This is a genomic window from Tabrizicola sp. M-4 (genome assembly GCF_051132405.1).
Lineage (GTDB): Bacteria > Pseudomonadota > Alphaproteobacteria > Rhodobacterales > Rhodobacteraceae > Paragemmobacter.
Map to the genome: position 1 here is coordinate 4,024,632 of NZ_CP128606.1, position 20,639 is coordinate 4,045,270.

At 64.7% G+C, this 20,639-nt stretch carries 20 protein-coding genes; 15 read left to right on the plus strand and 5 right to left on the minus strand.

Going from position 1 to position 20,639, the window contains the following annotated elements:
- Positions 1-361: 361 nt before the first annotated feature.
- Positions 362-1,639 carry an ROK family protein gene (locus TabM4_RS19650; protein ID WP_434616461.1) on the minus strand — a complete coding sequence of 426 codons (1,278 nt, stop codon included), beginning with the start codon at positions 1,637-1,639 and terminating at the stop codon, positions 362-364.
- A 235-nt stretch (positions 1,640-1,874) separates the two neighbouring features.
- Here TabM4_RS19650 and TabM4_RS19655 point away from each other — a divergent pair, with 235 nt between their 5' ends.
- From TabM4_RS19655 to TabM4_RS19710, 12 genes are all read left to right on the plus strand, one after another.
- Positions 1,875-2,900: a substrate-binding domain-containing protein gene (locus TabM4_RS19655; RefSeq protein ID WP_434622187.1), complete on the plus strand. Its 1,026-nt coding sequence runs from the start codon at positions 1,875-1,877 to the stop codon at positions 2,898-2,900.
- A gap of 146 nt (positions 2,901-3,046) precedes the next feature.
- The gene (locus TabM4_RS19660) at positions 3,047-4,438 is read left to right on the plus strand and encodes a sugar ABC transporter permease (protein ID WP_434616464.1); all 1,392 of its coding nucleotides are present in this window, start codon (positions 3,047-3,049) and stop codon (positions 4,436-4,438) included.
- Between the two features lie 15 nt (positions 4,439-4,453).
- Entirely contained in the window at positions 4,454-5,218 is a 765-nt protein-coding gene (locus TabM4_RS19665; RefSeq protein WP_434616467.1) for an ATP-binding cassette domain-containing protein, read from the plus strand.
- On the plus strand, positions 5,218-6,654 hold the full coding sequence (xylB, locus tag TabM4_RS19670; RefSeq protein ID WP_434616470.1) for a xylulokinase: 1,437 nt from the start codon (positions 5,218-5,220) through the stop codon (positions 6,652-6,654). Before TabM4_RS19665 ends, xylB begins: the two co-directional genes overlap by 1 nt.
- Positions 6,651-7,952 carry a xylose isomerase gene (xylA, locus tag TabM4_RS19675; RefSeq protein ID WP_434616473.1) on the plus strand — a complete coding sequence of 434 codons (1,302 nt, stop codon included), beginning with the start codon at positions 6,651-6,653 and terminating at the stop codon, positions 7,950-7,952. The genes xylB and xylA overlap by 4 nt, the downstream gene beginning before the upstream one ends.
- Before the next feature lie 71 nt (positions 7,953-8,023).
- On the plus strand, positions 8,024-9,052 hold the full coding sequence (mgrA, locus tag TabM4_RS19680; RefSeq protein WP_434616476.1) for an L-glyceraldehyde 3-phosphate reductase: 1,029 nt from the start codon (positions 8,024-8,026) through the stop codon (positions 9,050-9,052).
- 118 nt (positions 9,053-9,170) lie between these two features.
- Positions 9,171-10,094 (plus strand): hypothetical protein, encoded by a 924-nt coding sequence (locus TabM4_RS19685; RefSeq protein WP_434616479.1) that lies wholly within the window; start codon positions 9,171-9,173, stop codon positions 10,092-10,094.
- Positions 10,095-10,151: 57 nt separating this feature from the next.
- Entirely contained in the window at positions 10,152-11,009 is an 858-nt protein-coding gene (locus tag TabM4_RS19690; protein ID WP_434616482.1) for a flagellar motor protein MotB, read from the plus strand.
- Positions 11,010-11,094: 85 nt separating this feature from the next.
- Complete coding sequence (locus TabM4_RS19695) at positions 11,095-12,405, plus strand: flagellar hook protein FlgE (RefSeq protein ID WP_434616484.1); 1,311 nt, start codon at positions 11,095-11,097, stop codon at positions 12,403-12,405.
- Between the two features lie 9 nt (positions 12,406-12,414).
- Positions 12,415-13,815 (plus strand): flagellar hook-associated protein FlgK, encoded by a 1,401-nt coding sequence (gene flgK, locus TabM4_RS19700; RefSeq protein ID WP_434616486.1) that lies wholly within the window; start codon positions 12,415-12,417, stop codon positions 13,813-13,815.
- A gap of 1 nt (position 13,816) precedes the next feature.
- Positions 13,817-14,818: a flagellin gene (locus TabM4_RS19705; RefSeq protein WP_434616489.1), complete on the plus strand. Its 1,002-nt coding sequence runs from the start codon at positions 13,817-13,819 to the stop codon at positions 14,816-14,818.
- Entirely contained in the window at positions 14,818-15,912 is a 1,095-nt protein-coding gene (locus tag TabM4_RS19710; RefSeq protein ID WP_434616492.1) for a flagellar basal body P-ring protein FlgI, read from the plus strand. The genes TabM4_RS19705 and TabM4_RS19710 overlap by 1 nt, the downstream gene beginning before the upstream one ends.
- Positions 15,913-15,937: 25 nt before the next feature.
- On the opposite strand, the gene fliP is transcribed toward TabM4_RS19710, so the two are convergent.
- The 4 genes from fliP to fliF all read right to left on the minus strand — a co-directional run bounded on the left by fliP (position 15,938) and on the right by fliF (position 19,164).
- Entirely contained in the window at positions 15,938-16,597 is a 660-nt protein-coding gene (gene fliP, locus TabM4_RS19715) for a flagellar type III secretion system pore protein FliP (RefSeq protein WP_434616495.1), read from the minus strand.
- A gap of 113 nt (positions 16,598-16,710) precedes the next feature.
- Entirely contained in the window at positions 16,711-16,968 is a 258-nt protein-coding gene (locus TabM4_RS19720) for a FliM/FliN family flagellar motor switch protein (protein WP_434616497.1), read from the minus strand.
- Positions 16,958-17,560, minus strand: a complete 603-nt coding sequence (locus TabM4_RS19725; RefSeq protein WP_434616500.1) for a flagellar biosynthesis protein — start codon at positions 17,558-17,560, stop codon at positions 16,958-16,960. The genes TabM4_RS19720 and TabM4_RS19725 overlap by 11 nt, the downstream gene beginning before the upstream one ends.
- Positions 17,560-19,164: a flagellar basal-body MS-ring/collar protein FliF gene (gene fliF / locus TabM4_RS19730; protein WP_434616502.1), complete on the minus strand. Its 1,605-nt coding sequence runs from the start codon at positions 19,162-19,164 to the stop codon at positions 17,560-17,562. Before fliF ends, TabM4_RS19725 begins: the two co-directional genes overlap by 1 nt.
- 84 nt (positions 19,165-19,248) lie before the next feature.
- Here fliF and TabM4_RS19735 point away from each other — a divergent pair, with 84 nt between their 5' ends.
- The 3 genes from TabM4_RS19735 to TabM4_RS19745 are packed head-to-tail and all read left to right on the plus strand — an operon-like array spanning position 19,249 to position 20,638.
- Positions 19,249-19,725, plus strand: coding sequence for a flagellar basal body-associated FliL family protein (locus tag TabM4_RS19735; RefSeq protein WP_434616505.1), 477 nt, complete (start codon positions 19,249-19,251; stop codon positions 19,723-19,725).
- An 11-nt stretch (positions 19,726-19,736) separates the two neighbouring features.
- Positions 19,737-20,087, plus strand: a complete 351-nt coding sequence (locus tag TabM4_RS19740; RefSeq protein ID WP_434616508.1) for a DUF6468 domain-containing protein — start codon at positions 19,737-19,739, stop codon at positions 20,085-20,087.
- On the plus strand, positions 20,084-20,638 hold the full coding sequence (locus TabM4_RS19745; RefSeq protein WP_434616511.1) for a MotE family protein: 555 nt from the start codon (positions 20,084-20,086) through the stop codon (positions 20,636-20,638). The genes TabM4_RS19740 and TabM4_RS19745 overlap by 4 nt, the downstream gene beginning before the upstream one ends.
- The last annotated feature ends 1 nt before the right edge of the window (position 20,639 follow it).

The following is a 20,639-nucleotide window of genomic DNA, read 5'->3' on the forward strand; positions in this document are numbered from 1 at the left end:
GCCGCCCTGCATATCCTTGCGCGCCATTCCCCTAGACGCACCAAGTCGAACCCGCCAGTGCAGGACCACGCCCTTAAACGCAACGGAACCCCCGCGCTGTTCCCGCAGTCGTTAACCCGTTGGCCCCTTTGTCCCCTTCACTTTTCATTAACCCTAACGCGCCCTTCATCCTTCTTTCCCGGTTCTTTACCGACAGTCCGCTGCGTGCATACACTTTGCGGCACAGTTTCCTGCACGGCCTGCTGAACGCGCAAAAGGCCGCGGACGGGGGAATGATACCCCGCGCGCGGCCCCGTCATTTCGGTATATCAGTTCCGGCCGCACCTCTCGGCTGCGGCCCTTTCGACCGGTCAGGCGCGCCCTATTGCGCCGCCATCTCCCGCACCGGAACCAGCAATCCCTCGCTCACGAAGGAAAGGGCAAGTGCTGCCGCCCCATGCGCCCAAAGCAGGTCGCCCCAGGCATGGATCTCGATCGGCGGGCGCGGGCGGCCGGTCTGGATGGCAAGGTTCTCCATCTCGGCCAGCGTCTCCTGTGCATAGAGGTAATCATACCGCATCCGCTCACCCGACAGGATAATCAGCGCGGGATCGAACAGGTTGATCACATTGGACAGCCCCGCCGCCAGATAGCGCCCCGCCCGCCGGAAGATGGACCGCGCCGCGGTGTTTCCGGCCTTGGCATGATCATAGAGGGATTCCAGCAAGACGCTGATCGACTGCCCTTCCCGATGCGTCCAGTTCAGAGCGGTGGTCGCCTCGCGCGCCAGGGCATAGTCGGCGATATAGGCCTCAAGGCACCCACGCTGCCCGCAGCGGCACAAGGCGCCGTCCAGTTGCACCTTGGTATGGCCCAATTCCATGCCAAGTCCTTGCGCCCCGCGGTAAATCCGGTGGTTGATGACATAGCCCATCCCCACCCCATGCTCGATCGTGACCACCGCGAAATCGGCCAGACCGCGCCCCGCGCCGAACCACAGTTCCGCCAGCGTCACAAGGTTCGCGTCATTGTCGATCACCACCGGCAACCCGATCCGCGCCTGCGCCACGGCTGCCAAAGGCACCGCCCTGTCGGTCAGGACCGAGGACCACATCACCATCCCTGCAGCGGAATCCACAAAGCCCGGCACGCCGATCCCCACTGCCGAAAGGTCACTGCGCGCCAGTCCAGCCTTGGCGCAGACCCGGTTCAGCAGCGTTTCGATTGCGGCCAGAATCTCGGGCATCGCCATCGGTCCGGGCCTGCGCGGGATCACGTCATCCGCGATCAGGTTCCCCGCGAAATCCACGATCACTGCCGTATGCTCGCGGTCCGAAAGCTTCATCCCCGCCACGCGATGCGCCTTGGCCCGCACCCCCAGCGAAACCGCAGGCCGCCCGCGCCCCTGATCCCCTTCGCGCGCCGCCGAGACCTCTTCGATCAGCCCCGCCTCGATCAGTTCCTGCGTGATCGTCGACACCGACGCCGGGCTGACCCCCAGGTCCTTGGCCACCTGCACCCGCGGAATCAATCCTGCCGCCCGCACCCTCTCGAACACCTGCTGCCGCAACGGACGCAGCGAATCCGACAGCGGCGGAATCAAAGGCCCGCATCCCCGCCGCCCCTCCCCCGTCTCTTCCGTCGGCCCCTTGGACAGCATTTCTTTGGCCCCCGAATAAAAAATCGGCAGTAACTCTGCCATAGCTAGGGTTAAGCTTCCGTTAGCGGTACGTAAATTGCTGCAACGCCGCATGAAAACGCCGCTTTCCCGAGCAGTTCATGTTTCTCTCACTAAAATTATTTTGACAACTGAAATTATTCGCGCCAATTTTCGCGCGTGCCGACGAATCCGTCGGACCGGCCATACGCTGGCCGCATCCATAGGGAGGATACTAATGCGTAACGCACTTCTCATCGCCGTGCTGGCGGTGACCGGGTTCTCGTCGGCTGCTCTGGCCGAAGGCAAGAAAATCGGCGTGTCCTGGGCCCAGTTCCAGGAAGAGCGCTGGAAGATCGACGAAGCCGCAATGAAGGCCGCCATCGAAGCCGCCGGCAACGAATACATCTCGGCCGACGCCCAGTCGTCCGCCGAAAAGCAGCTTTCCGACATCGACGCGCTGATCGCGCAAGGGGTTGACGCCCTCGTCATCAACGCATGGGACAAGGACGCCATCGGGCCGGCCATCGAGAAAGCCGCCGCCGAAGGCATCCCGGTCGTCGGCTATGACCGCCTGATCGAAGACGCCCGCACCTTCTATCTGACGTTCGACAACGTCGGCGTGGGCCGCATCATCGCGCAGGAAGTCTTCAAAGTCGCGCCGAAGGGCAACTATGCGATCATCAAGGGCGACCCGGGTGACCCGAACGTCGGCTTCCTCCGTCAGGGCATGGAAGAAGTGATCGGCGCTGCCGTCGCCGCTGGCGACATCACCATCGTCGGCGAAGCGAACTCGGACGGCTGGAAGCCCGAGAACGCCCAGAAGAACATGGAACAGATCCTGACCGCCAACAACAACGCCGTTGACGCCGTTCTGTCGCAGAACGACGGCATGGCGGGTGGTGCCGCTGCCGCTCTGGCCGCGCAGGGCCTGAATGTTCCGCTGGGTGGTCAGGACGGCGACCTCGCCGCGATCAACCGTGTGGCGCGTGGCACCCAGACCGTTTCGGTGTGGAAGAACGCGCGTGACCTCGGCAAGGCCGCTGGCGAAATCGCCTCGGCTCTGGCTGACGGGGCCGCTCTGGACGCCATCCCGGGCGCGACCAAGTTCTCGGGCGGCGAGAAGGGCGTTGAAATGAACGCGATCCTTCTGAACCCGACCCCGATCACCAAGGAAACGCTGAACCTTGCGATCGACGCCGGCCACATCACCAAAGAGCAGGCCTGCGAAGGCGCTCTGCCCGACGTCGCTGCCTGCCAGTAAGTCAGGCTGACACAGGATGCCGGTCCCCTGCGGACCGGCATCTTCCTTTGCATCAGTTCCGGGCCCCGCCCGCCCCTCGGCGCATGCCGCGCTGAAAACGTCGCATGACCTGCGCGTCCGATCCCCCTCAACGTCAAGGACGGGACATGACCGATACCACCCATCAACCCCAGGCCCCCGGCAAGGAAGGCGGCGCTTTTGCCCGTTTCCTGCGCGCAACCGAGCTTGACCCCCGCCTGATCGGCATGGTCGGAGCCCTGCTCCTGATCTGGATCGCCTTCGAGGCCTATTCCTTCGGTATCCTCGGCCGTCCCTCCATGCTTCTGGGCGCCTCGCAGGCCGAGGCGAACGGCTTCCTCACGCCGCGCAACCTGTGGAACCTTTCCGTTCAGACCGCCTATATCGGGATCATGGCGACGGGCATGGTGCTGGTCATCATCACCCGCAACATCGACCTGTCGGTCGGGTCGATCATGGGTATGGTCGGCATGTATATGGGCCTCTTGCAGGTCGAATATCTGACCCCCGCGCTGGGCCTTGGGCATCCGTCCATCTGGATCATCACGGTCGCCTTCGGCATCGCCATGGGCGCCCTGATTGGCGGCTTCCAAGGGGCGCTCATCGCCTATCTGGGCATTCCGTCCTTCATCGTCACGCTGGGCGGCCTTCTGGTCTGGCGGGGTGCAGCCTTCCTCGTGGCGGGTGGCAAGACCATCGCACCGCTGGATGAAAGCTTCTCACTCATCGGCGGCGGGTCCTTCGGGGCGCTGGGCCGCACGGGAAGCTGGATCTTCGGCATCATCGCCTGCATCGTCGTGATCATCGCCTTCATCCGCGCCCGCAAGTCGCGCCAATCGCACGGCTTCGCGCTGCGCCCGGTCTGGGCCGAAACCTTCGTCATCGGCCTCGTCTGCTCGGTCATCATTGGCGCGACCGCACTGGTCAACGCCTATATCTGGCCGCGCGGCAACATCCAGAAATACTACCAAAACCTCGGTCAACCGGTCCCCGCCTGCGCCGAGTCGAATGACACGATCTACACCGATGTCTGCGCCAGCTTCGGCCATGGCTTTGCCTATCCCGTGCTGATCCTCATCGCGGTGGCCATCTTCATGACCATCCTGATGACCCGCACCCGGTTTGGCCGCTATGTCTTTGCCATCGGCGGCAACCCCGAAGCGGCGGCCCTGTCGGGTATCAACACCCGGGCCATGACGGTGAAGATCTTCACCCTGATGGGCGCGCTGGCCGGGATCGCCGCCGTCATCGGCGCGGCCCGCCAGAACTCGGCCACCAACGCCATGGGCAACCTTGACGAACTTTACGTCATCGCGGCGGCGGTCGTCGGCGGTACCTCTCTGGCCGGTGGCGTTGGCACGATCCATGGCGCGATCATCGGCGCGCTGATCCTGACCTCGCTGCAAACCGGCATGGTCCTGATTGGCTTCGGCGACGGCTCCTATCAGCGGATCGTCATCGGCATCGCCCTCGTCCTCGCCGTCTGGCTGGACATCGTCTATCGCAAGCGCATCAAATAAGGGGGGAATTTTACCATGACCAATCCCAATCGCGGCACCCCTCTCGTCGAGATGCGCGACATCTCGATCTCCTTCGGCGGGATCAAGGCGGTCGACCATGTGACCGTCGACCTCTACCCCGGCGAGGTGGTCGGTCTTCTCGGCCATAACGGCGCGGGCAAGTCGACGCTGATCAAGTGCCTCTCGGGCGCCTATCAGCCCGACGCGGGCGAAATCCTGATCAACGGCCAGAAGGTGGAAATCAACAATCCCCGCGACGCCCGCGAACAGAACATCGAGACGATCTATCAGACGCTGGCCCTTGCAGATAACCTCGACGCCGCGTCCAACCTCTTTCTCGGGCGCGAGCTGGTGAACAGCTTCGGCTTCGTCGACGAAACGAAGATGGAGGCCGAGACGCGCAAGATCATGGCGCGGCTCAACCCCAACTTCCGCAAGTTCAACGTGCCGGTGTCGGCCCTGTCCGGCGGTCAGCGCCAGTCGGTCGCCATCGCGCGGGCGGTGTACTTCAATGCCAAGATCCTGATCATGGACGAACCCACCGCCGCCCTCGGCCCGCACGAGACGCAGATGGTGTCCGAACTGATCCAGGAATTGAAGGCGCAGGGTCTGGGCATCTTCCTGATCGAACACGACATCCACAACGTCATGAAACTTTGCGACCGCGCCTCGGTGATGAAGAATGGTCAACTCGTCGGTACGGTCAACGTGAACGAAGTCACCGATGAAGACATCCTCGGCATGATCATCCTTGGCAAGCAACCGGCAAAGGCTGCGTGATGTATATCGGCCTTGACCTCGGCACGTCTGGCCTCAAGGGCGTGCTGATCGACGACGCGCAGGGGGTGCTGGCCGAGGCCAGCGCCCCCCTCACCGTTTCCCGCCCGCATGAAGGGTGGTCCGAACAATCCCCGGCGGATTGGATCGCGGCTGCTGAGGCAGTGATGGATGCACTGTCGTCACACGGCCTGTCCAAGGTCCGCGCCATCGGCCTTTCCGGGCAGATGCATGGCGCCACCCTGCTGGACGCGGCGGATGAGGTGCTTCGCCCCTGCATCCTGTGGAACGACACCCGCAGCCATGAAGAGGCGGCGGAACTGGACGGCGACCCGATGTTCCGCCGCGTGACCGGCAACATCGTCTTCCCCGGCTTCACTGCGCCGAAACTCGTCTGGGTGAAACGCCATGAACCACGCATCTGGGAAAAGGTCGCGCGGGTGCTGCTGCCGAAAGACTATCTGCGCCTCTGGCTGACCGGCGAACACGTTGCCGAAATGTCGGATGCCGCCGGGACAAGCTGGCTGGATACCGGCAAACGTGACTGGTCCGACGACTGCCTTTCCGCCACGGGCCTGATGCGGGATCACATGCCGCGCCTTGTCGAGGGGTCCGAGGTTTCGGGCAAGCTCCGCGACGCGCTCTCCTCACGCTGGGGCCTGCCGAAGGATGTGGTCATCGCGGGCGGCGGTGGCGACAATGCGGCTTCCGGCGTAGGGGTCGGCGTGGTGAAGGCAGGCGATGCCTTCGTGTCGCTCGGCACCTCGGGCGTGCTGTTCGCTGCGAATGACGGCTACCAGCCCGCGCCGGAAACTGCGGTGCATACCTTCTGCCACGCCTTGCCGAACACATGGCACCAGATGGGCGTCATCCTTGCCGCGACCGATGCGCTGAACTGGTATGCGGGGCTTGTCGGCGACTCAGCCGCCAACCTCACCGGTGCGCTGGGCGACCTCAAGGCTCCATCCAAGACCCTGTTCCTGCCCTATCTGGGTGGCGAACGCACGCCGCTGAACGATGCGGCGATCCGCGGGGCCTTCCTCGGCCTCGAACATGCGACCGACCGCGCCGCGGCCACCCGGGCCGTGCTGGAAGGCGTCACCTTTGCCATCCGCGACAGCCGCGACGCACTGGCCGCCACGGGAACCCGGATCGACCGCCTGCTCGCTGTCGGCGGCGGTTCACGTTCCGACTACTGGCTCAAGGCCATCGCGACCGCGCTGGACATCCCCGTCCACCTGCCCGTCGCAGGCGACTTCGGTGGCGCCTTCGGCGCTGCCCGCCTCGCCCTCATGGCCGCCACCGGCGCTGGCGCGGAAATCGCCACGCTTCCCCCTATCGCCCGCACGGTCGATCCCGACCGCGCGCTTACTGGCGCATTCGACGCGGGCCACGCCCGCTATCGCGCCGCACAATCCGCTATCCGAGGACTGAAATGACCGACTTCTTCCAGGGCATCCCGCAGATCAAATACGAGGGGCCTTCCAGCACGAACGAATTCGCCTTCCGGCACTACAACCCGGACGAGGTGATCCTCGGCAAGCGCATGGAGGAACACATGCGCTTTGCCGTCGCCTATTGGCACAGCTTCGCCTGGCCGGGAGGTGACCCCTTCGGCGGCCAGACCTTCGACCGTCCGTGGTTCGGCGACAGCCTCGCGCTGGCAAAGCTCAAGGCCGATGTGGCCTTCGAGATGTTCGATATCCTGAACGTGCCCTTTTACTGCTTCCACGATGCCGACATCCGCCCCGAAGGCGCGAGTTTCGCGGAAAGCAAGCGCGCGCTGGACGAGGTGGTGGATTACCTCGGGCAGAAGCAGGCCGCGCACAAGACGCAGCTCCTCTGGGGCACCGCCAACATGTTCAGCCACCGCCGCTGGATGGCGGGCGCGGCGACGAACCCCGATCCCGACGTCTACGCCTATGCCGCCGCCACTGTGAAGGCGAACATGGACGCCACGCACAAGCTGGGCGGTGCGAACTACGTCCTCTGGGGCGGGCGCGAAGGCTATGAGACGCTCTTGAACACCGACCTGAAGGCCGAGCGCGAACATGCCGGCCGCTTCCTGCAACAGGTGGTGGAATACAAGCACAAGATCGGCTTCAAAGGCGCGATCCTGATCGAACCGAAGCCGCAGGAACCGTCGAAGCACCAGTATGACTATGACGTGGCCACCGTTTACGGCTTCCTTGTGCAGTTCGGGCTGGAGAAGGAGGTCAAGGTCAACATCGAACAGGGCCACGCCATTCTCGCGGGCCATTCGTTCGAGCATGAGATTGCCCTCGCCGCCTCGCTTGGCATCTTCGGCTCCATCGACATGAACCGGAACGATTACCAATCCGGCTGGGACACCGACCAGTTCCCGAACAACCATGCGGAAAAGGCGCTGGCCTTCTATGAAATCCTCCGCGCGGGCGGCTATACCACCGGTGGCACCAATTTCGACGCCAAGATCCGTCGCCAGTCGCTGGACCCGGAGGACCTGATCCTCGCCCATGTCGGCGGCATGGACACCTGCGCCCGCGCGCTCAAGGCCGCCGCCGCCCTGCTGGAGGATGGCGCGTTGGAGAAAGCCCGCGCCGACCGCTACGCCGGATGGGAGAAGCCCGAGGCCAAGGCGCTGCTCTCCGGCTCGCTGGAGGATGCCGCCGCCGCCGTCACGGCCAGAAACCTCAACCCCGAACCGAAATCCGGGCGGCAGGAGCGGCTGGAAAACCTCTGGAACCGCTTCATCTGATCTGATCAAACTGCGAACCAACGGGCGGCGGTGCAACCCCAGCGCCGCCGCCTTGCTTTACGGAGGACGCCATGACCTACACCCCCGCCGCCGAACGCTATTCCAGAATGGTCTACCGCAATTGCGGAAAATCCGGCCTGAAACTTCCAGCCATCTCTCTCGGCCTGTGGCACAACTTCGGCCATGACACGCCCCATGATACCAAACGCGACATCTGCCGCACGGCCTTCGACCTTGGCATCACCCATTTCGATCTTGCCAACAACTACGGCCCGCCCCCCGGAAGCGCCGAAGAGGCCTTCGGCGAAATCCTCAAGACAGACTTCGCCAATTACCGCGACGAACTCATCATCTCGTCCAAGGCCGGCTACCTGATGTGGGACGGCCCCTATGGTGAATGGGGAAGCCGGAAATACGTCATCGCCTCCTGCGACCAGTCCCTGAAACGCATGGGGCTGGACTATGTCGACATCTTCTATTCCCACCGTTTCGATCCCGACACCCCGCTCGAAGAAACGATGCTCGCGCTCGATCACATCGTGCGTTCGGGCCGCGCGCTTTACGTGGGCATCTCCAGCTACAACAGCCAACGCACGCGCGAGGCTTATGCGATCCTGAAGGAACTCAAGACCCCGTTCATCATCCATCAGCCCAGCTACAACATCCTCAACCGCTGGGTGGAAACCGATGGGCTGAAGGACACGCTGGCCGACCTTGGCCTTGGCTCCATCGCCTTCACTCCGCTGGCGCAAGGCATCCTCACCAAGAAATACCTCAACGGCATCCCTCAAGGCAGCCGCGCCGCGCAGGGCAAATCCCTTGACCCGGCCACCATCACAGACCGCGCGCTGGCCTCCGTCCGTGCCCTTGACGCCATGGCGCAAAAGCGGGGCCAGACACTCGCCCAGATGGCCATCGCTTGGGTGCTGCGGAACAACGGCATCACCACCGCCCTGATCGGCGCGTCGAAGCCCGAGCAGGTCGTCGATTGCGCGGGCGCGATCCAGAATCTGGACTTCACGCCCGAAGAACTGGCCGAGATCGACCGCATCAGCGAGGAGAAGGACATCAACCTTTGGGCGCGCTCATCGGCCGAGTGACCGTGTCCCGCGCCGCGGAAAGTCCTTAACACTGTCACAGTCGTGAACTAGCCTTGCCTCCAGCTTGCCCAAACCCTCCGTAAGGGTGGCAGGCCAGAGGCAAGGTTGCGAAGGTTTCATGCAGGCAGATCATGACCATGAGGGGTTGGTGACGCTTCACCTCTCTGCAGCCTGCCGAAACGCCGCTCTTGCGGCACCCTTGCTGGCCGCAAAGCTCGGCATTTCTCCGACCGAGGCGGCAGATCGCCTTTGCGCGATTTCCGGTCCCATCTCCGCCCCTCTGTCGCGGCAAAGCGCGCTGCACCTGCGCTCGATCCTTTCCGCGCTTGGGGTGCAGCTTGAACTCCACCCGCCGGACCCCGCGCATCCGCCATCCTTTGACCTGTCGCTTCGGGTGGCCGACTGGGCCGATCCCGAGAAGGCGGTGGCGCAGCTGGAACAGATCATCGGTGGGTCCCGCACGGATCTCCTGGCATCACTGGCGCTGCCGTCCGGGCTGCTCCTCACCGATCTTTCCGCGGCGGATTGCGCCAATCTCGACCTTCGCCTGCGCCGGATCAGGGGCCTTGTGGCGCAGCGCCTTGATCGCCGGCACGCCTGCATTGACATTTTCACGACACGCCCCCTGCAACCCGAACAGGGGAACGGCCTGTCGCAGATCCAACGCCGCCTTGGCCTTTCTGGTGATCCCATGTCGGGTGCGGTGCTGTCTGGGCTGGGGCTCGGCCCGGCCGAGCGGGTCATGGACCTTTTCAAGGACTGTGGTCTCACCGCCGTAGATCGCGCCTTCCAGCGCTTTGACCTACACTTAACCGGCTATGCCGGCTGGCTCACCAAGGACCTTGCCGATTTCCTTGCGGCGCGGACGGGCCAGCCCCGCGCGCGCTTCGAATTCCTGTCGCCGGATGAACCGATCCGCCTCGATGCAGGGCTATCCTATCAACATGCCCGCCGCTTCTGCGCCGATTACGCGGCAATCGGCCTCTTTGTCCGGCCCGTGCTTCGTGGTCTTCTGAAAAACTCATACAATACAATCTGTTAGCCCTTCCTTCACCAAGCTCTGCCATTCTGGTCGCGGGTGTGAAAACGGGGTGTTGTCATGGCAGGGCGGGGGAACGCCGCGCCAGTCGTCATCAAGCGCAAGAAGGTCGTCGGTGGTGGTGGCCACCACGGCGGTGCATGGAAGGTGGCCTATGCCGACTTCGTCACCGCGATGATGGCCTTCTTCCTGCTCATGTGGCTTCTGAACGCGACGACAGAGAAACAGCGCAAGGGTCTGGCGGATTACTTCAATCCGACAATCCCGCTCAATCGCGTGTCCGGCGGCGGGGATGGTGCCTTCGGTGGGACCAATGTCATGACGGAAGAGACGCTCGCCCTGAACGGCAGTGGGGCCTCTGCGTCCGATGCCCTCCAGACCACGCGCTCCGTCGCTGAAGGCGGCCCCCTCTCGGACGAGATCGCCGCCGAAGTGGCCATCCTGCGCGAGGTGGAGCGTCGGCTTTCCGCCTATACCGGCGAAAGCATGGTATCGGACCGGCTGCTGCGCCACGTCGTCACGCGCCTCTCCGACGAAGGCCTCGTGATCGAGATTTTCGATGTCGAGGGCGCCGCGCTCTTCCGTGACGATACCGCCGAACCGCGGCAGATCCTGCGCGACCTCGTTGCCATGATCGTCGAGGTCTCCGCCCTTGCCACCAACAAGGTGGCCGTCACAGGCCATGTTCGGGCCTTTCCCGTGATCCTGCGCGACGATCCGACATGGGCCATGTCCACCGCGCGTGCCGAGACGGTCCGCAGCCTCCTCGCCATGCAGGGGATGGAGGACCTACGTCTGCAACGCGTGACCGGCTATGCGGATCGTCGCCCGGTAACCATCGACCCCACTGCCCTTCGGAACAACCGGATCGAGGTCACGCTCCTGCGCCGTCACCAAAGGCCCGATGGAGGCGGATAGATGGTATTTGAACGGTTAGGAGGCGCTTAATCCTCTGGGTGCAAGATGCAGCCGACTCGATGTTGGCTGCAGAAAGGCGCTCTTGATGTCCATCTCCTCCTCACTCAACGCTGGTGTTGCAGGCCTGAATGCGAATGCAACGCGGCTGGCGACCATCTCCGACAATATCGCCAATTCCAGTACCTTCGGCTATCGCCGCGCCTTCGCCGATTTCGAGGCGCTCACGATCGGCGGATCGCAGGGCGGGGGCGGCTTCATCGCCGGTGGCGTCATGTCCGCCACGACCCGCCTGATTGACGAGGAAGGGTCGCTCGTTGCCACCCGGAACGCGCTCGACATCGCGGTCTCCGGTCGCGGGATGCTGCCTGTCCGCTCCATCGCTGGATTGAACAGCCCCGAGGTCGACGCAACGATGACTCTCATGCGAACCGGGGCCTTCCGCCTTGATGCGAACGGGTTCCTCACCACCGAATCCGGTCTCGTCCTGCTGGGTTGGCCTGCCAATGCGGATGGTTCCATGCCCATCTATGCCCGCGATTCTGAAAGCGGCCTTTCCCCCATCCGCGTCGACCGAAACCAGAGGGTCGGTGATCCGACCACCTCCATGACCCTTGGGGTCAACCTTCCTGCATCGGGAACAATGGTGGGTGCATCCGGGCAGTCCCTGCCCCTGAATGTGGAGTATTTCGGCAATCTGGGCACTTCCGAAACGCTCGCCGTCACTTTCATTCCCACCGTTCCAGCATCGGGCGTCGCCTCGAACACCTGGCGGATGGAGGTGCGCGACTCCGCACAGGCCGGTGCTCTTGTGGGAGAGTTCAGCATCATCTTCGACGATTCGCGCAGTGCGGGCGGCTCCGTCCTTTCGGTGACGCCGGGTTCCGCCGGAACCTATGATGCCGCCAGCGGCAAGGTCACGATCAATGTGGCTGGGGGCCCTATCGAGATTCTGGTCGGCGCACCCGGCATCGTCGATGGCCTCGTCCAACTGGACGATACCTTCTCGCCGGTCGGCATCGCAAAGGATGGCTCTCCCATTGGCACGATGACCGGGCTGGAGGTCGATGAAGAGGGCTTTCTTATCGCCAGCTTCGACACCGGCTATGCGCGCAAGCTTTATCAGATCCCGCTCGTCGATGTGCCCAACCTGAACGGCCTTCGCCCGCTGCCGGACATGACCTATCAGATCACCCCGCAATCCGGCGCCTTCCTTCTTTGGACTGCGGGCACGGGGCCCACAGGCCGCATCGCCGGTTTCGCCCGCGAAGGATCGACGACCGATGTCGCTGCCGAACTGACTGCGATGATCCAGACGCAGCGGGCCTATGCCTCCAACGCCAAGGTCATCCAGACCGTGGACGAAATGTTGCAGGAAACCACCAACATCAAGCGATAAGGTATCGCCATGGCGCTCTCGAACGCACTGAACGCCGCATCGGCGGGTCTTTCCGTCCTGTCCCGCCGGGCCGAACTGGTTTCCCTGAACATCGCGAACGTGGCCACGGCTGGCTATGTTCGGCGCGACCTCGCGGTGCAGTCCAACGCCTTCGCTTCTGGGCCGCAGGTGCTTGGCGTGACCCGTCAGGGGGATGCCATGCTGACGGGCGACCGCCGCTCGGCACAGGCTGGCGCCGACGCAGCGGACTTCCTCTCGGCACGTCTGCTTCGTATCGAACAGGCCTTCGGAGAGGTGGGGCAGGGCGGTAGCCTGACCGATGCCGTCAACGTGTTTGACGCCGCATTGGTTGTGGCCTCCACCTCTCCCGGCGCGCCCACCTCTCTTGCCGCCGTTCTTGAAACGGCGCAGGCACTCACCGACAGGATCCGCCAGACCTCTGCCACCATTCAGAAGATCCGTGGCGAAGCGGACCGCCGCATCGCCTCCGACGTCGAGTCCCTGAACATCTCGCTCACCCAGATCGCCGAACTCGACCGGCAGATCGTAGCAGTCCGCGCTGCCGGGCGTGACGAGGCTTCCCTTCAGGATCAACGCCAGATTCTGGTGGATCGCGTCGCAAGGATCATCCCCCTGCGTGAGGTGGACCGCCCCGATGGCCGGCCCGCCCTCATCGCCCAGAATGGTGCGGTCCTTCTCGACGGGCGCCCGGCAGAGTTCGGCTTCACACCCACGACTGTCATCACCGCCTCTTCCACGATGCCGCTGTCAGGTCTCCTTCTGGACGGTAGGCCAATTCCCATGGGTCGCGAAAGCCTTGTCGAGGGCGGAACTCTCGGCGCCGCTTTCCTGATGCGTGACTGGATCACTGTCGATGCCCAGCAGGGGCTGGACGAATTCGCGCAAAACCTGGCGCTCCGGCTGCAAGCGGCCGATACCACGGTCCCGGCAGGGCAGCCGGGCCTCTTCACCGATGGCGGTGCTGCCGCCAACCCATCCGCCCTCACCGGCTTCGCCTCGCGACTTTCCGTGAATTCCCTCGCCGACCCGGGTCAGGGCGGCGACCTGCGCCTCCTGCGTGATGGTTTCGGCGCTGTCGCCCCGGGCCCGATCTCGGATGGCGCGGGTCTTCTGGCTTTGCATCGCGCCCTCATCGCCGCGTCACCGCGCAGCGTGGCGGAACAGGCTGCCGACCTTACCCAGCGCATCGCCGCCGCCAGACTGGGGGCAGAGGTCGACACAACCCGTGCCCAGGCCCGTGCCTCCACGCTGCTCGAGGCCGAGGCTGCAACGGGCGTCAACACTGATGACGAGCTTCAGGATCTCCTGCAGATCGAAAAGGCCTATGCTGCCAATGCAAAGGTCCTTCAGGTCGTCGATGGGCTCCTGCAAACCCTGATGGAGATCTGAGATGTCGACAGTATCCCTTGGCGACATGGCGCGTCACCTCATGCTCCGCCGACAGACTGCCGCCGCGGATCGCGACCTTGCCTCGCTTGGTGCCGATCTCGCCAAAGGCACCGCCAGCGACACCCATCGCCATCTTGGCGGCGATCTCGCGCCCCTTGCCTCGATCGAGGCAGGCCTTGCCGCGAATTCCGCCTTCCGCTCTGCCGTAGACCGAGGAGCCTTTCGCGCCGCCGCCATGCAGACGGCGCTGGACCGCGTCAACAGGGCTGCGGGCGACCGTACTGTCGACCTTCTCATCACGGCACAGGCGGGCCAGACAGTCGGCCTCGCCACCGTGGGCGCACGCTCGCGCGCCGCCCTGGAAGATGTCCTCGCCGCCCTCAACACCCGTGTCGAAGGGACAAGCCTCTTCTCCGGCACCGCAACCGATGCCACCCCACTTCCTGACGCGGATGATCTGCTGGGCCTCGTCGCCACCGTCGTTGCCCCCGCCACCGCTCCGGCCGACATCGCAGCCGCCCTCGATATTTGGCTCGCTGATCCGGCAGGGTTCGCCGTGCAGGCCTATCGCGGCAATGGCGATGTGCGGCAGGTCCCGGTCGCGCCCGGCCAGACCATCCGCCTCGATGCGACGGCAGCCGATCCCGCCCTGCGCAGCACGCTCAAGGGTCTTCTCCTCGGGGCGATGATGGCCTCACCCGCATTCACTTCCGATCCATCCGCACAGCGGACGCTGGCCCAACTGGCAGGCGAGTCCCTGATAGCAGCGCGCGATGATCGCGTGGCGCTCTCGGCCCGCCTCGGCATGGTCGAGGAACGCCTGTCGAACGCCCAGACTCGCCAAACGGCCGAGGCATCGGTCCTCCAACAGGCCCGTTCTGGCCTGATCTCCATCGATGGCTATACCGTCGCCACCCGTCTGCAAGAGACCGAGGCAAGGCTCGACCTCATCTACACCCTTACTGCGCGCCTCTCGCGCCTCAGCCTTGCGGAATATGTCTGATGTGGGTCCGTTTCGTCCTGCTCCTTGCCCTCGCCGAACCTGCCGCCGCCGACATCGTCCGCATCAAGGATCTGGTCGAGGTCGACGGCGTGCGCGGCAATGATCTGGTGGGCTATGGGCTGGTGGTTGGTCTCAGCGGCACGGGCGACGGCCTGCGCAACGCCCCCTTCACCGAAGAGATCATGGCCAACCTCCTCGAACGGCTGGGCGCCAATGTCGCGGGCGAGGAATTCCGCCCCCGCAACGTCGCCGCGGTCTTCGTCACGGCGACCTTGCCGCCCTTTGCAAGGGCGGGCTCACGGATCGATGTCTCCGTTTCGGCCATCGGCGATGCCTCCAGCTTGCGGGGCGGCACCCTGATCATGACGCCGCTCAACGGCGCGGATGGAGAAATCTACGCCGTAGCGCAGGGCGGCCTGATCGCGGGCGGAACTTCGGTCGAGGGGGAGGCCGCGCGTGTCGTTCAGGGCGTGCCGACCTCTGGCACGATCCCCTCCGGCGCGCGGGTGGAGCGTGAGGTCGATTTCGACTTCTCCGCGCTGTCCGCCCTGCGTCTTGCCCTTCGGTCACCGGATTTCACGACGGCGGGCCGGATCGAGACCGTCATAAACCGTGAGTTTGGTCGTCCCATAGCCGCGATGCTGGATGCGGGAACGGTGTCCATAAACCTGTCGGCGGCCCGCATGGCCTCGCCGGCGCATGTGATCGGGCGGATCGAGTCCCTGCCTGTAGATGCGGAAACTCGGGCCCGCGTGGTGGTCGATCAACGCTCCGGGACGATCGTCATGGGGCGCGATGTTCGGATAAGTGCCGTTGCGGTCGCGCAAGGCGGGCTTACCCTGCGCGTGACGGAAACGCCGATGGTGTCGCAGCCCAATCCCTTTGCCGAGGGGGAGACGATCCTCGTCCCTCGGACAGAAGCGGCCATCGAACAGGAGCCGGGCACCGGTCTGGCCGAACTGCCCCCCGGCACCTCGCTTTCCGAAGTGGTTGCTGGCCTGAACGCGCTGGGTGTCGCGCCACATGACATGATCGACATCCTGAAAAGCATACATGCCGCCGGGGCGCTGCATGCCGAACTCGTGGTGAACTAGCGGGCCGGCAGGTCGGACCGGCCGATCACCCATATCCTCGGACAAGCGCCGCCGCGATCAGGGCCCAGCCATCCGCCACCACGAAAAAGGCCAGCTTGAAGGGAAGGGACACGATGGCTGGCGGCACCATCATCATCCCCATCGCCATGAGGATTGCCGCGACGACCAGATCAATGATCAGGAACGGCAGAAAAATCATGAAGCCGATCTGGAATGCCCGCGCCACCTCTGAAAGCATGAAGGCCGGGATCAGGATCGACAATGGCGCGTCGCGGATGGGAAGGGATGGGTCGGCATCCTGCCGCAGATCCCTCATCGCGGCGAAGGTATCCGGGTCCATCCGCGACGCCATGAACTCACGGAATGGTCCGAGTGCGGCGGATATCGCCTGCATCGCATCCATCTCTCCTCGGTTCAAGGGCTCGATCCCGAGCGTCCATGCCTCGGTGAACACCGGTTCCATGATGAACCATGTCAGGAACAGCGCGAGGCTCACGAGGAGCATGTTGGGCGGTGATTGCTGCAAGCCGATCGCCTGCCGCAGGATGGACAGGACGGTCACGATGAAGGGAAAGCAGGTGATCGTCACGGCAATCCCCGGCGCAAGGCTGATCACCGTGATCAACAGGAAAAGCTGCACCGTCCGCGTTGAAAGCAGCGGCCCGTCCCCCAGATCCAGTGTCATCTCTTGCGCCTGCGCCGGACCGGTCAGGAAGAGGATTGCCGCACCAATCAGGAGGGCGGCTCCTACCCCGGTCGGCGAGGACCTGAGGAACAGCCCTTGCCAAGAGGGGCAGGTCACAACCCGCCCCCGGGGGCCGCAACCTCGGTCAGTCTCACGGCAAGCTGCCCCGACCCGTCCTCGGCCTCGCGCAGGTCGCCCCGTGCGATCAGCCGATCCCCGATGAAGAGTTCCACGGGATCATCCACCCGTCGGTCCAGAACCAGAACGGCATCCCGATCCAGTCGCAGCAGATCTCGGACGAGCGGACGGGCACGGCCAACGGAAACAGTGATCTCGATGGGAACCTGAGTGAAGGGGTTGTCATCCGGCATGGCTTTGCTCCGTCGGCTTGCTGTCGAAGAAATCGGTTATCAGTCCAAGGATGGCGGCGGCGCTGCCGTCCAGATCCACCCGCAATTCGGCATGCCCCGCATCGATAAGGGCCTGTCCACCCGAAAGGCTGACGTCCTCGACGATCTCGAAGGGCAGGTCCCCGGCAGTGATTGCCAGCATCCGCTCCACCGCCGCGCGACAACCGGGGGCGATTCGCAGCAGGATGGGCGCATCCAGCCGCCGCTCGGCCAAGGGCAAAAGCACTTCTGCAATCGCCGGAGCCAGAAGCTGACGCGCCACCTGCGGCAGAAGGGAAGAGGCGATCTCCCGCAGCAGCGGCTCGATGCTGCGCAGCAAATGTTGCCGCGCTTCATGATAGCCGAAGGCAAGCGCCTGCAGGTGTCGCGCGACCTCTGCCTCGCGCTCTTCCCGCGCGTCGGACTGCGCGGTGATCGCGTCTTCCCAACCGGCGCCATACCCTTCCTCATAGGCGGAAAGGCGCAATTCCTCATCCGCTTCGATGGCAGTAGGGCCGCCCGCCAGATCGGGCTGCACGGGCTCCCCGAAATCCTCGAGTGACAGCGGCGGCATCAGGCCCTGCCTCCATCGGCATCCATCCAGACTCTGATGATCTCCATCGATTCCTGACGCCGCTCCCCGATCAGGCGGCGCAACCGCGCCACCGGATCATCGCCGTTCAAGCCGACCGCCGAGTCCAGTTCATCCGGCCCGATCATTGGCAGGTCCGCAGCCGGGAAGCCGTCTGCAATCTCGCCGGTCAACACGGGCCCGGCCAGCGGCAGGCCGATCGGGCCATCCCGCAGGGGAAGGCTGTCATCCAGAGGACGCGGCGCAGGCCGCAGCGCCGGGCGCAGGACGAAAACCCCGATCGCAATCGCCACCGCGCCCAGCATGGCCAGACCGGCAAGCCGTGTCAGATCAAGACCCAGCCCGCCTCCCGCTTCCTCCATAGTCTCTACCACGGGCAGCAGTTCCAGCGATTTCAACGTCAGAACATCACCGCGCGACTCGTCGATTCCGGCGGCCGAGGCGACGAGTTCGCGCAAGGCCGCCATCTCTTCTGCCGAACGTTCCTGCCATGTCGTCGTGCCATCCTCGGCGGCAATGCGAACGCCATCCACCAGCACGGCGACGCTCAGCCTTCGGATATCGCCCGGCGCGCGTGTCACCTCGCGGCGCGTCTCGCTCAATTCATAGTCGATCCGTTCGCGGCTTTCCTCGTTGCGCGACCGGTTTCCCTCCGTCTCTCCGGCATCGCCGTCGGGCAGGTTGGAGGCGACGGTCACTTCCCCTCCGCCAGCGCTCTCCGATCCCGTGACGGTTTCCGTCTCCGACGTGGCGACCACCCGACCCTGCGGATCGATTCGCCGCTCGGAGAGGAGTTCGCTCTCCGTCACGAAGTCGACGGCCACTTCCACCACGGCCCGTCCGGGCCCCACCCGCGCCGCCAGAAGCCGCTCGATGTTGTGGCGGATCTCCTGTCCGCGTTCCGCCATAGCGCCGGAGGCCGGTCCCGCACCCTCCACGGGAATCAATCCGTTCACCGTATCGATGACCTCCACCCGGTCAGGTCGCAGCCCCGTCACCGCGGCCGCCACCAGATGTCTCAGGGCGCGGGCCTGATCCGCTGTCGTGCCCCCGACCGAGGTGACGAAGACGCTCGCGCTCGGTTCGGCGGCGGTCGAGAAGGGCCTGTCCGTTCCGCGCGCAATATGTACCCGCGCGGCCCGAACCTGCGGATTCGCAAGGATCGTCCGAACGAGTTCTCCCTCCACTGCCCGGCTCCAGGCCGCATCGAACATCTGGGCCGTCGTGCCGAAACCTGAAAGCGAATCCAGCAGTTCGTAGCCCGCCCCCCCCTGCGCGGGCAGCCCCTCCGCCGCCAGCGAAAGCCGCAAGGCATCCCGCTGGTCAGCGGGGACCTGAATCGAATCGCCATCGATCCGATAAGGGACCCCGCGCGCATCCAGCACCGCGATCACTTCGCCCGAGGCCGCCGCGTCCAGACCCGAGTAGAGCAGCGCCATGCCCGGCGATGCCGCCATCCGCCCCAGCAGCAGAATCGTTACGAACATGGCCAAACTGGCCGTAATCACAAGGATTCGTCGCCGCATATCCAACGCGGACCACAATGAAACGAGCTGTGCCACCAATCGCTCCCGGACTTCTGTCACGAGGCAGAGGATGCACCAGTGGGACTTAACAATCGGTTAGGGGGCAGGCGGTAATTTGAGGTCGCAAGAAGGATGGAGGTGCCGATGTCCGAACCCGACCCGCCCGCCGCGGAAGGCAAGCCGAAACGCGGCATGATGCCCGTGCTGATCGGTATCGGTCTGGCTGTCCTCCTTGGGGGGGCAGGCTTCTTTGCCACTCATTCCGGCCTGATCGGCGGCCAGGCCCCCGCCCCGCAGGCCGAGGTGCCGAAGGACCTGCCCGATATCGCCTTCCTTCCCATCGAACCGGTCACAGTTTCCCTCCCCGGATCGGGCGGGCAGGGAAATCTCCGCTTCACCGCGCAGATCGAGGTCGTCCGCCCCCATGCAGAGGAGGTGCAGGTGCTCATGCCGCGAATCGTCGATGTCCTGAACGGCTATCTGCGGGCGGTGGAACCGGCCTCGCTCCAGCAGGCCGGCGCACTTGCCCGCGTTCGGGCACAACTCCTGCGGCGGATCCAGATCGTTACCGGCGAAGGGCGCGTGCGCGACCTGCTGGTCACAGAATTCATCTTTGGCTGAGGGCGCAACCGATGGAAATCCTTTCCGACATCCTTCTCGCATGTGGAGCACTCGGCGCTGGGTTTTATTGTCATGTCCTTTCGTCGCGCCTGAAGCGCTTCAACGCGCTCGAAAGCGGGATGGGCGGCGCTATTGCCGTCCTGTCCCAGCAGGTGGACGAGATGACACAGGCGCTGGAAACTGCCCGCCGCACGGCCAGCGGCTCCTCCGACCAGCTTGCCCTGCTCGTCCAGCGGGCCGAGGCGACGGCAGGCAGGCTCGACCTCCTGCTCGCCTCCGTCCACGACTTGCCCGAAGTCAACGATCATGTGCGCCGCCCGCGATTCGTCCGCCGCCGCCGCGATCTGGAGGCCGCGGAATGAAACGCTTTCCCCGCAGCAGCCTGACGATCATCGCGCTGTTCCTTGCCGCCTCCGGGGCGATCCGCATCGGCTTCGGCGTCGGTGAGGCCATGGCAAGCCTGCCTGAGGGTGGCGCGCCAGAGACAGCGCCCGCCACCTGCCCCGCGCCCCCGCTCGCGCTGGCACAGGCCCTGTCAGAGCGTGAATCGCTCCTCTCTCGGCGCGAAACCGCGCTGGAGGACCGAATCGCTGCACTCGATCTGGCCGAGGCGGCAATCACCGCGCGCCTGCAGGAACTGCAGACGGCCGAGGCAGAGCTGCAACGCGTGGTCGATGTCTCTGATGGTGCCGCCGAGGGCGATCTCACGCGCCTCACCGCAATGTACGAGGCAATGAAGCCCACTGATTCGGCGCGTCTCCTCTCATCGATGCCCGTTGAATTCGCAGCCGGTTTCCTTGGCCGGATGCGACCCGAAGCTGCGGCCCTGATACTCGCCGGGATGGAGGCCGAACCCGCCTTCGCCATCACCGCACTACTTGCCGGACGCAACGCGCTCGCCCCTACGGAATGAA

What these genes read in the sequence shown, in the direction of transcription:
- TabM4_RS19695 (WP_434616484.1), top strand. Translation starts at nt 11,095, where the DNA reads ATGTCCATCTCCTCCTCACTCAACGCTGGTGTTGCAGGCCTGAATGCG.
- TabM4_RS19710 (WP_434616492.1), top strand. Translation starts at nt 14,818, where the DNA reads ATGTGGGTCCGTTTCGTCCTGCTCCTTGCCCTCGCCGAACCTGCCGCC.
- xylA (WP_434616473.1), top strand. Translation starts at nt 6,651, where the DNA reads ATGACCGACTTCTTCCAGGGCATCCCGCAGATCAAATACGAGGGGCCT.
- TabM4_RS19720 (WP_434616497.1), bottom strand. Translation starts at nt 16,968, where the DNA reads ATGCCGGATGACAACCCCTTCACTCAGGTTCCCATCGAGATCACTGTT.
- TabM4_RS19685 (WP_434616479.1), top strand. Translation starts at nt 9,171, where the DNA reads ATGCAGGCAGATCATGACCATGAGGGGTTGGTGACGCTTCACCTCTCT.
- TabM4_RS19660 (WP_434616464.1), top strand. Translation starts at nt 3,047, where the DNA reads ATGACCGATACCACCCATCAACCCCAGGCCCCCGGCAAGGAAGGCGGC.
- TabM4_RS19650 (WP_434616461.1), bottom strand. Translation starts at nt 1,639, where the DNA reads ATGCTGTCCAAGGGGCCGACGGAAGAGACGGGGGAGGGGCGGCGGGGA.
- TabM4_RS19745 (WP_434616511.1), top strand. Translation starts at nt 20,084, where the DNA reads ATGAAACGCTTTCCCCGCAGCAGCCTGACGATCATCGCGCTGTTCCTT.
- TabM4_RS19735 (WP_434616505.1), top strand. Translation starts at nt 19,249, where the DNA reads ATGTCCGAACCCGACCCGCCCGCCGCGGAAGGCAAGCCGAAACGCGGC.
- TabM4_RS19655 (WP_434622187.1), top strand. Translation starts at nt 1,875, where the DNA reads ATGCGTAACGCACTTCTCATCGCCGTGCTGGCGGTGACCGGGTTCTCG.
- TabM4_RS19725 (WP_434616500.1), bottom strand. Translation starts at nt 17,560, where the DNA reads ATGCCGCCGCTGTCACTCGAGGATTTCGGGGAGCCCGTGCAGCCCGAT.
- TabM4_RS19705 (WP_434616489.1), top strand. Translation starts at nt 13,817, where the DNA reads ATGTCGACAGTATCCCTTGGCGACATGGCGCGTCACCTCATGCTCCGC.
- TabM4_RS19690 (WP_434616482.1), top strand. Translation starts at nt 10,152, where the DNA reads ATGGCAGGGCGGGGGAACGCCGCGCCAGTCGTCATCAAGCGCAAGAAG.
- fliP (WP_434616495.1), bottom strand. Translation starts at nt 16,597, where the DNA reads ATGACACTGGATCTGGGGGACGGGCCGCTGCTTTCAACGCGGACGGTG.
- TabM4_RS19740 (WP_434616508.1), top strand. Translation starts at nt 19,737, where the DNA reads ATGGAAATCCTTTCCGACATCCTTCTCGCATGTGGAGCACTCGGCGCT.
- flgK (WP_434616486.1), top strand. Translation starts at nt 12,415, where the DNA reads ATGGCGCTCTCGAACGCACTGAACGCCGCATCGGCGGGTCTTTCCGTC.
- mgrA (WP_434616476.1), top strand. Translation starts at nt 8,024, where the DNA reads ATGACCTACACCCCCGCCGCCGAACGCTATTCCAGAATGGTCTACCGC.
- xylB (WP_434616470.1), top strand. Translation starts at nt 5,218, where the DNA reads ATGTATATCGGCCTTGACCTCGGCACGTCTGGCCTCAAGGGCGTGCTG.
- TabM4_RS19665 (WP_434616467.1), top strand. Translation starts at nt 4,454, where the DNA reads ATGACCAATCCCAATCGCGGCACCCCTCTCGTCGAGATGCGCGACATC.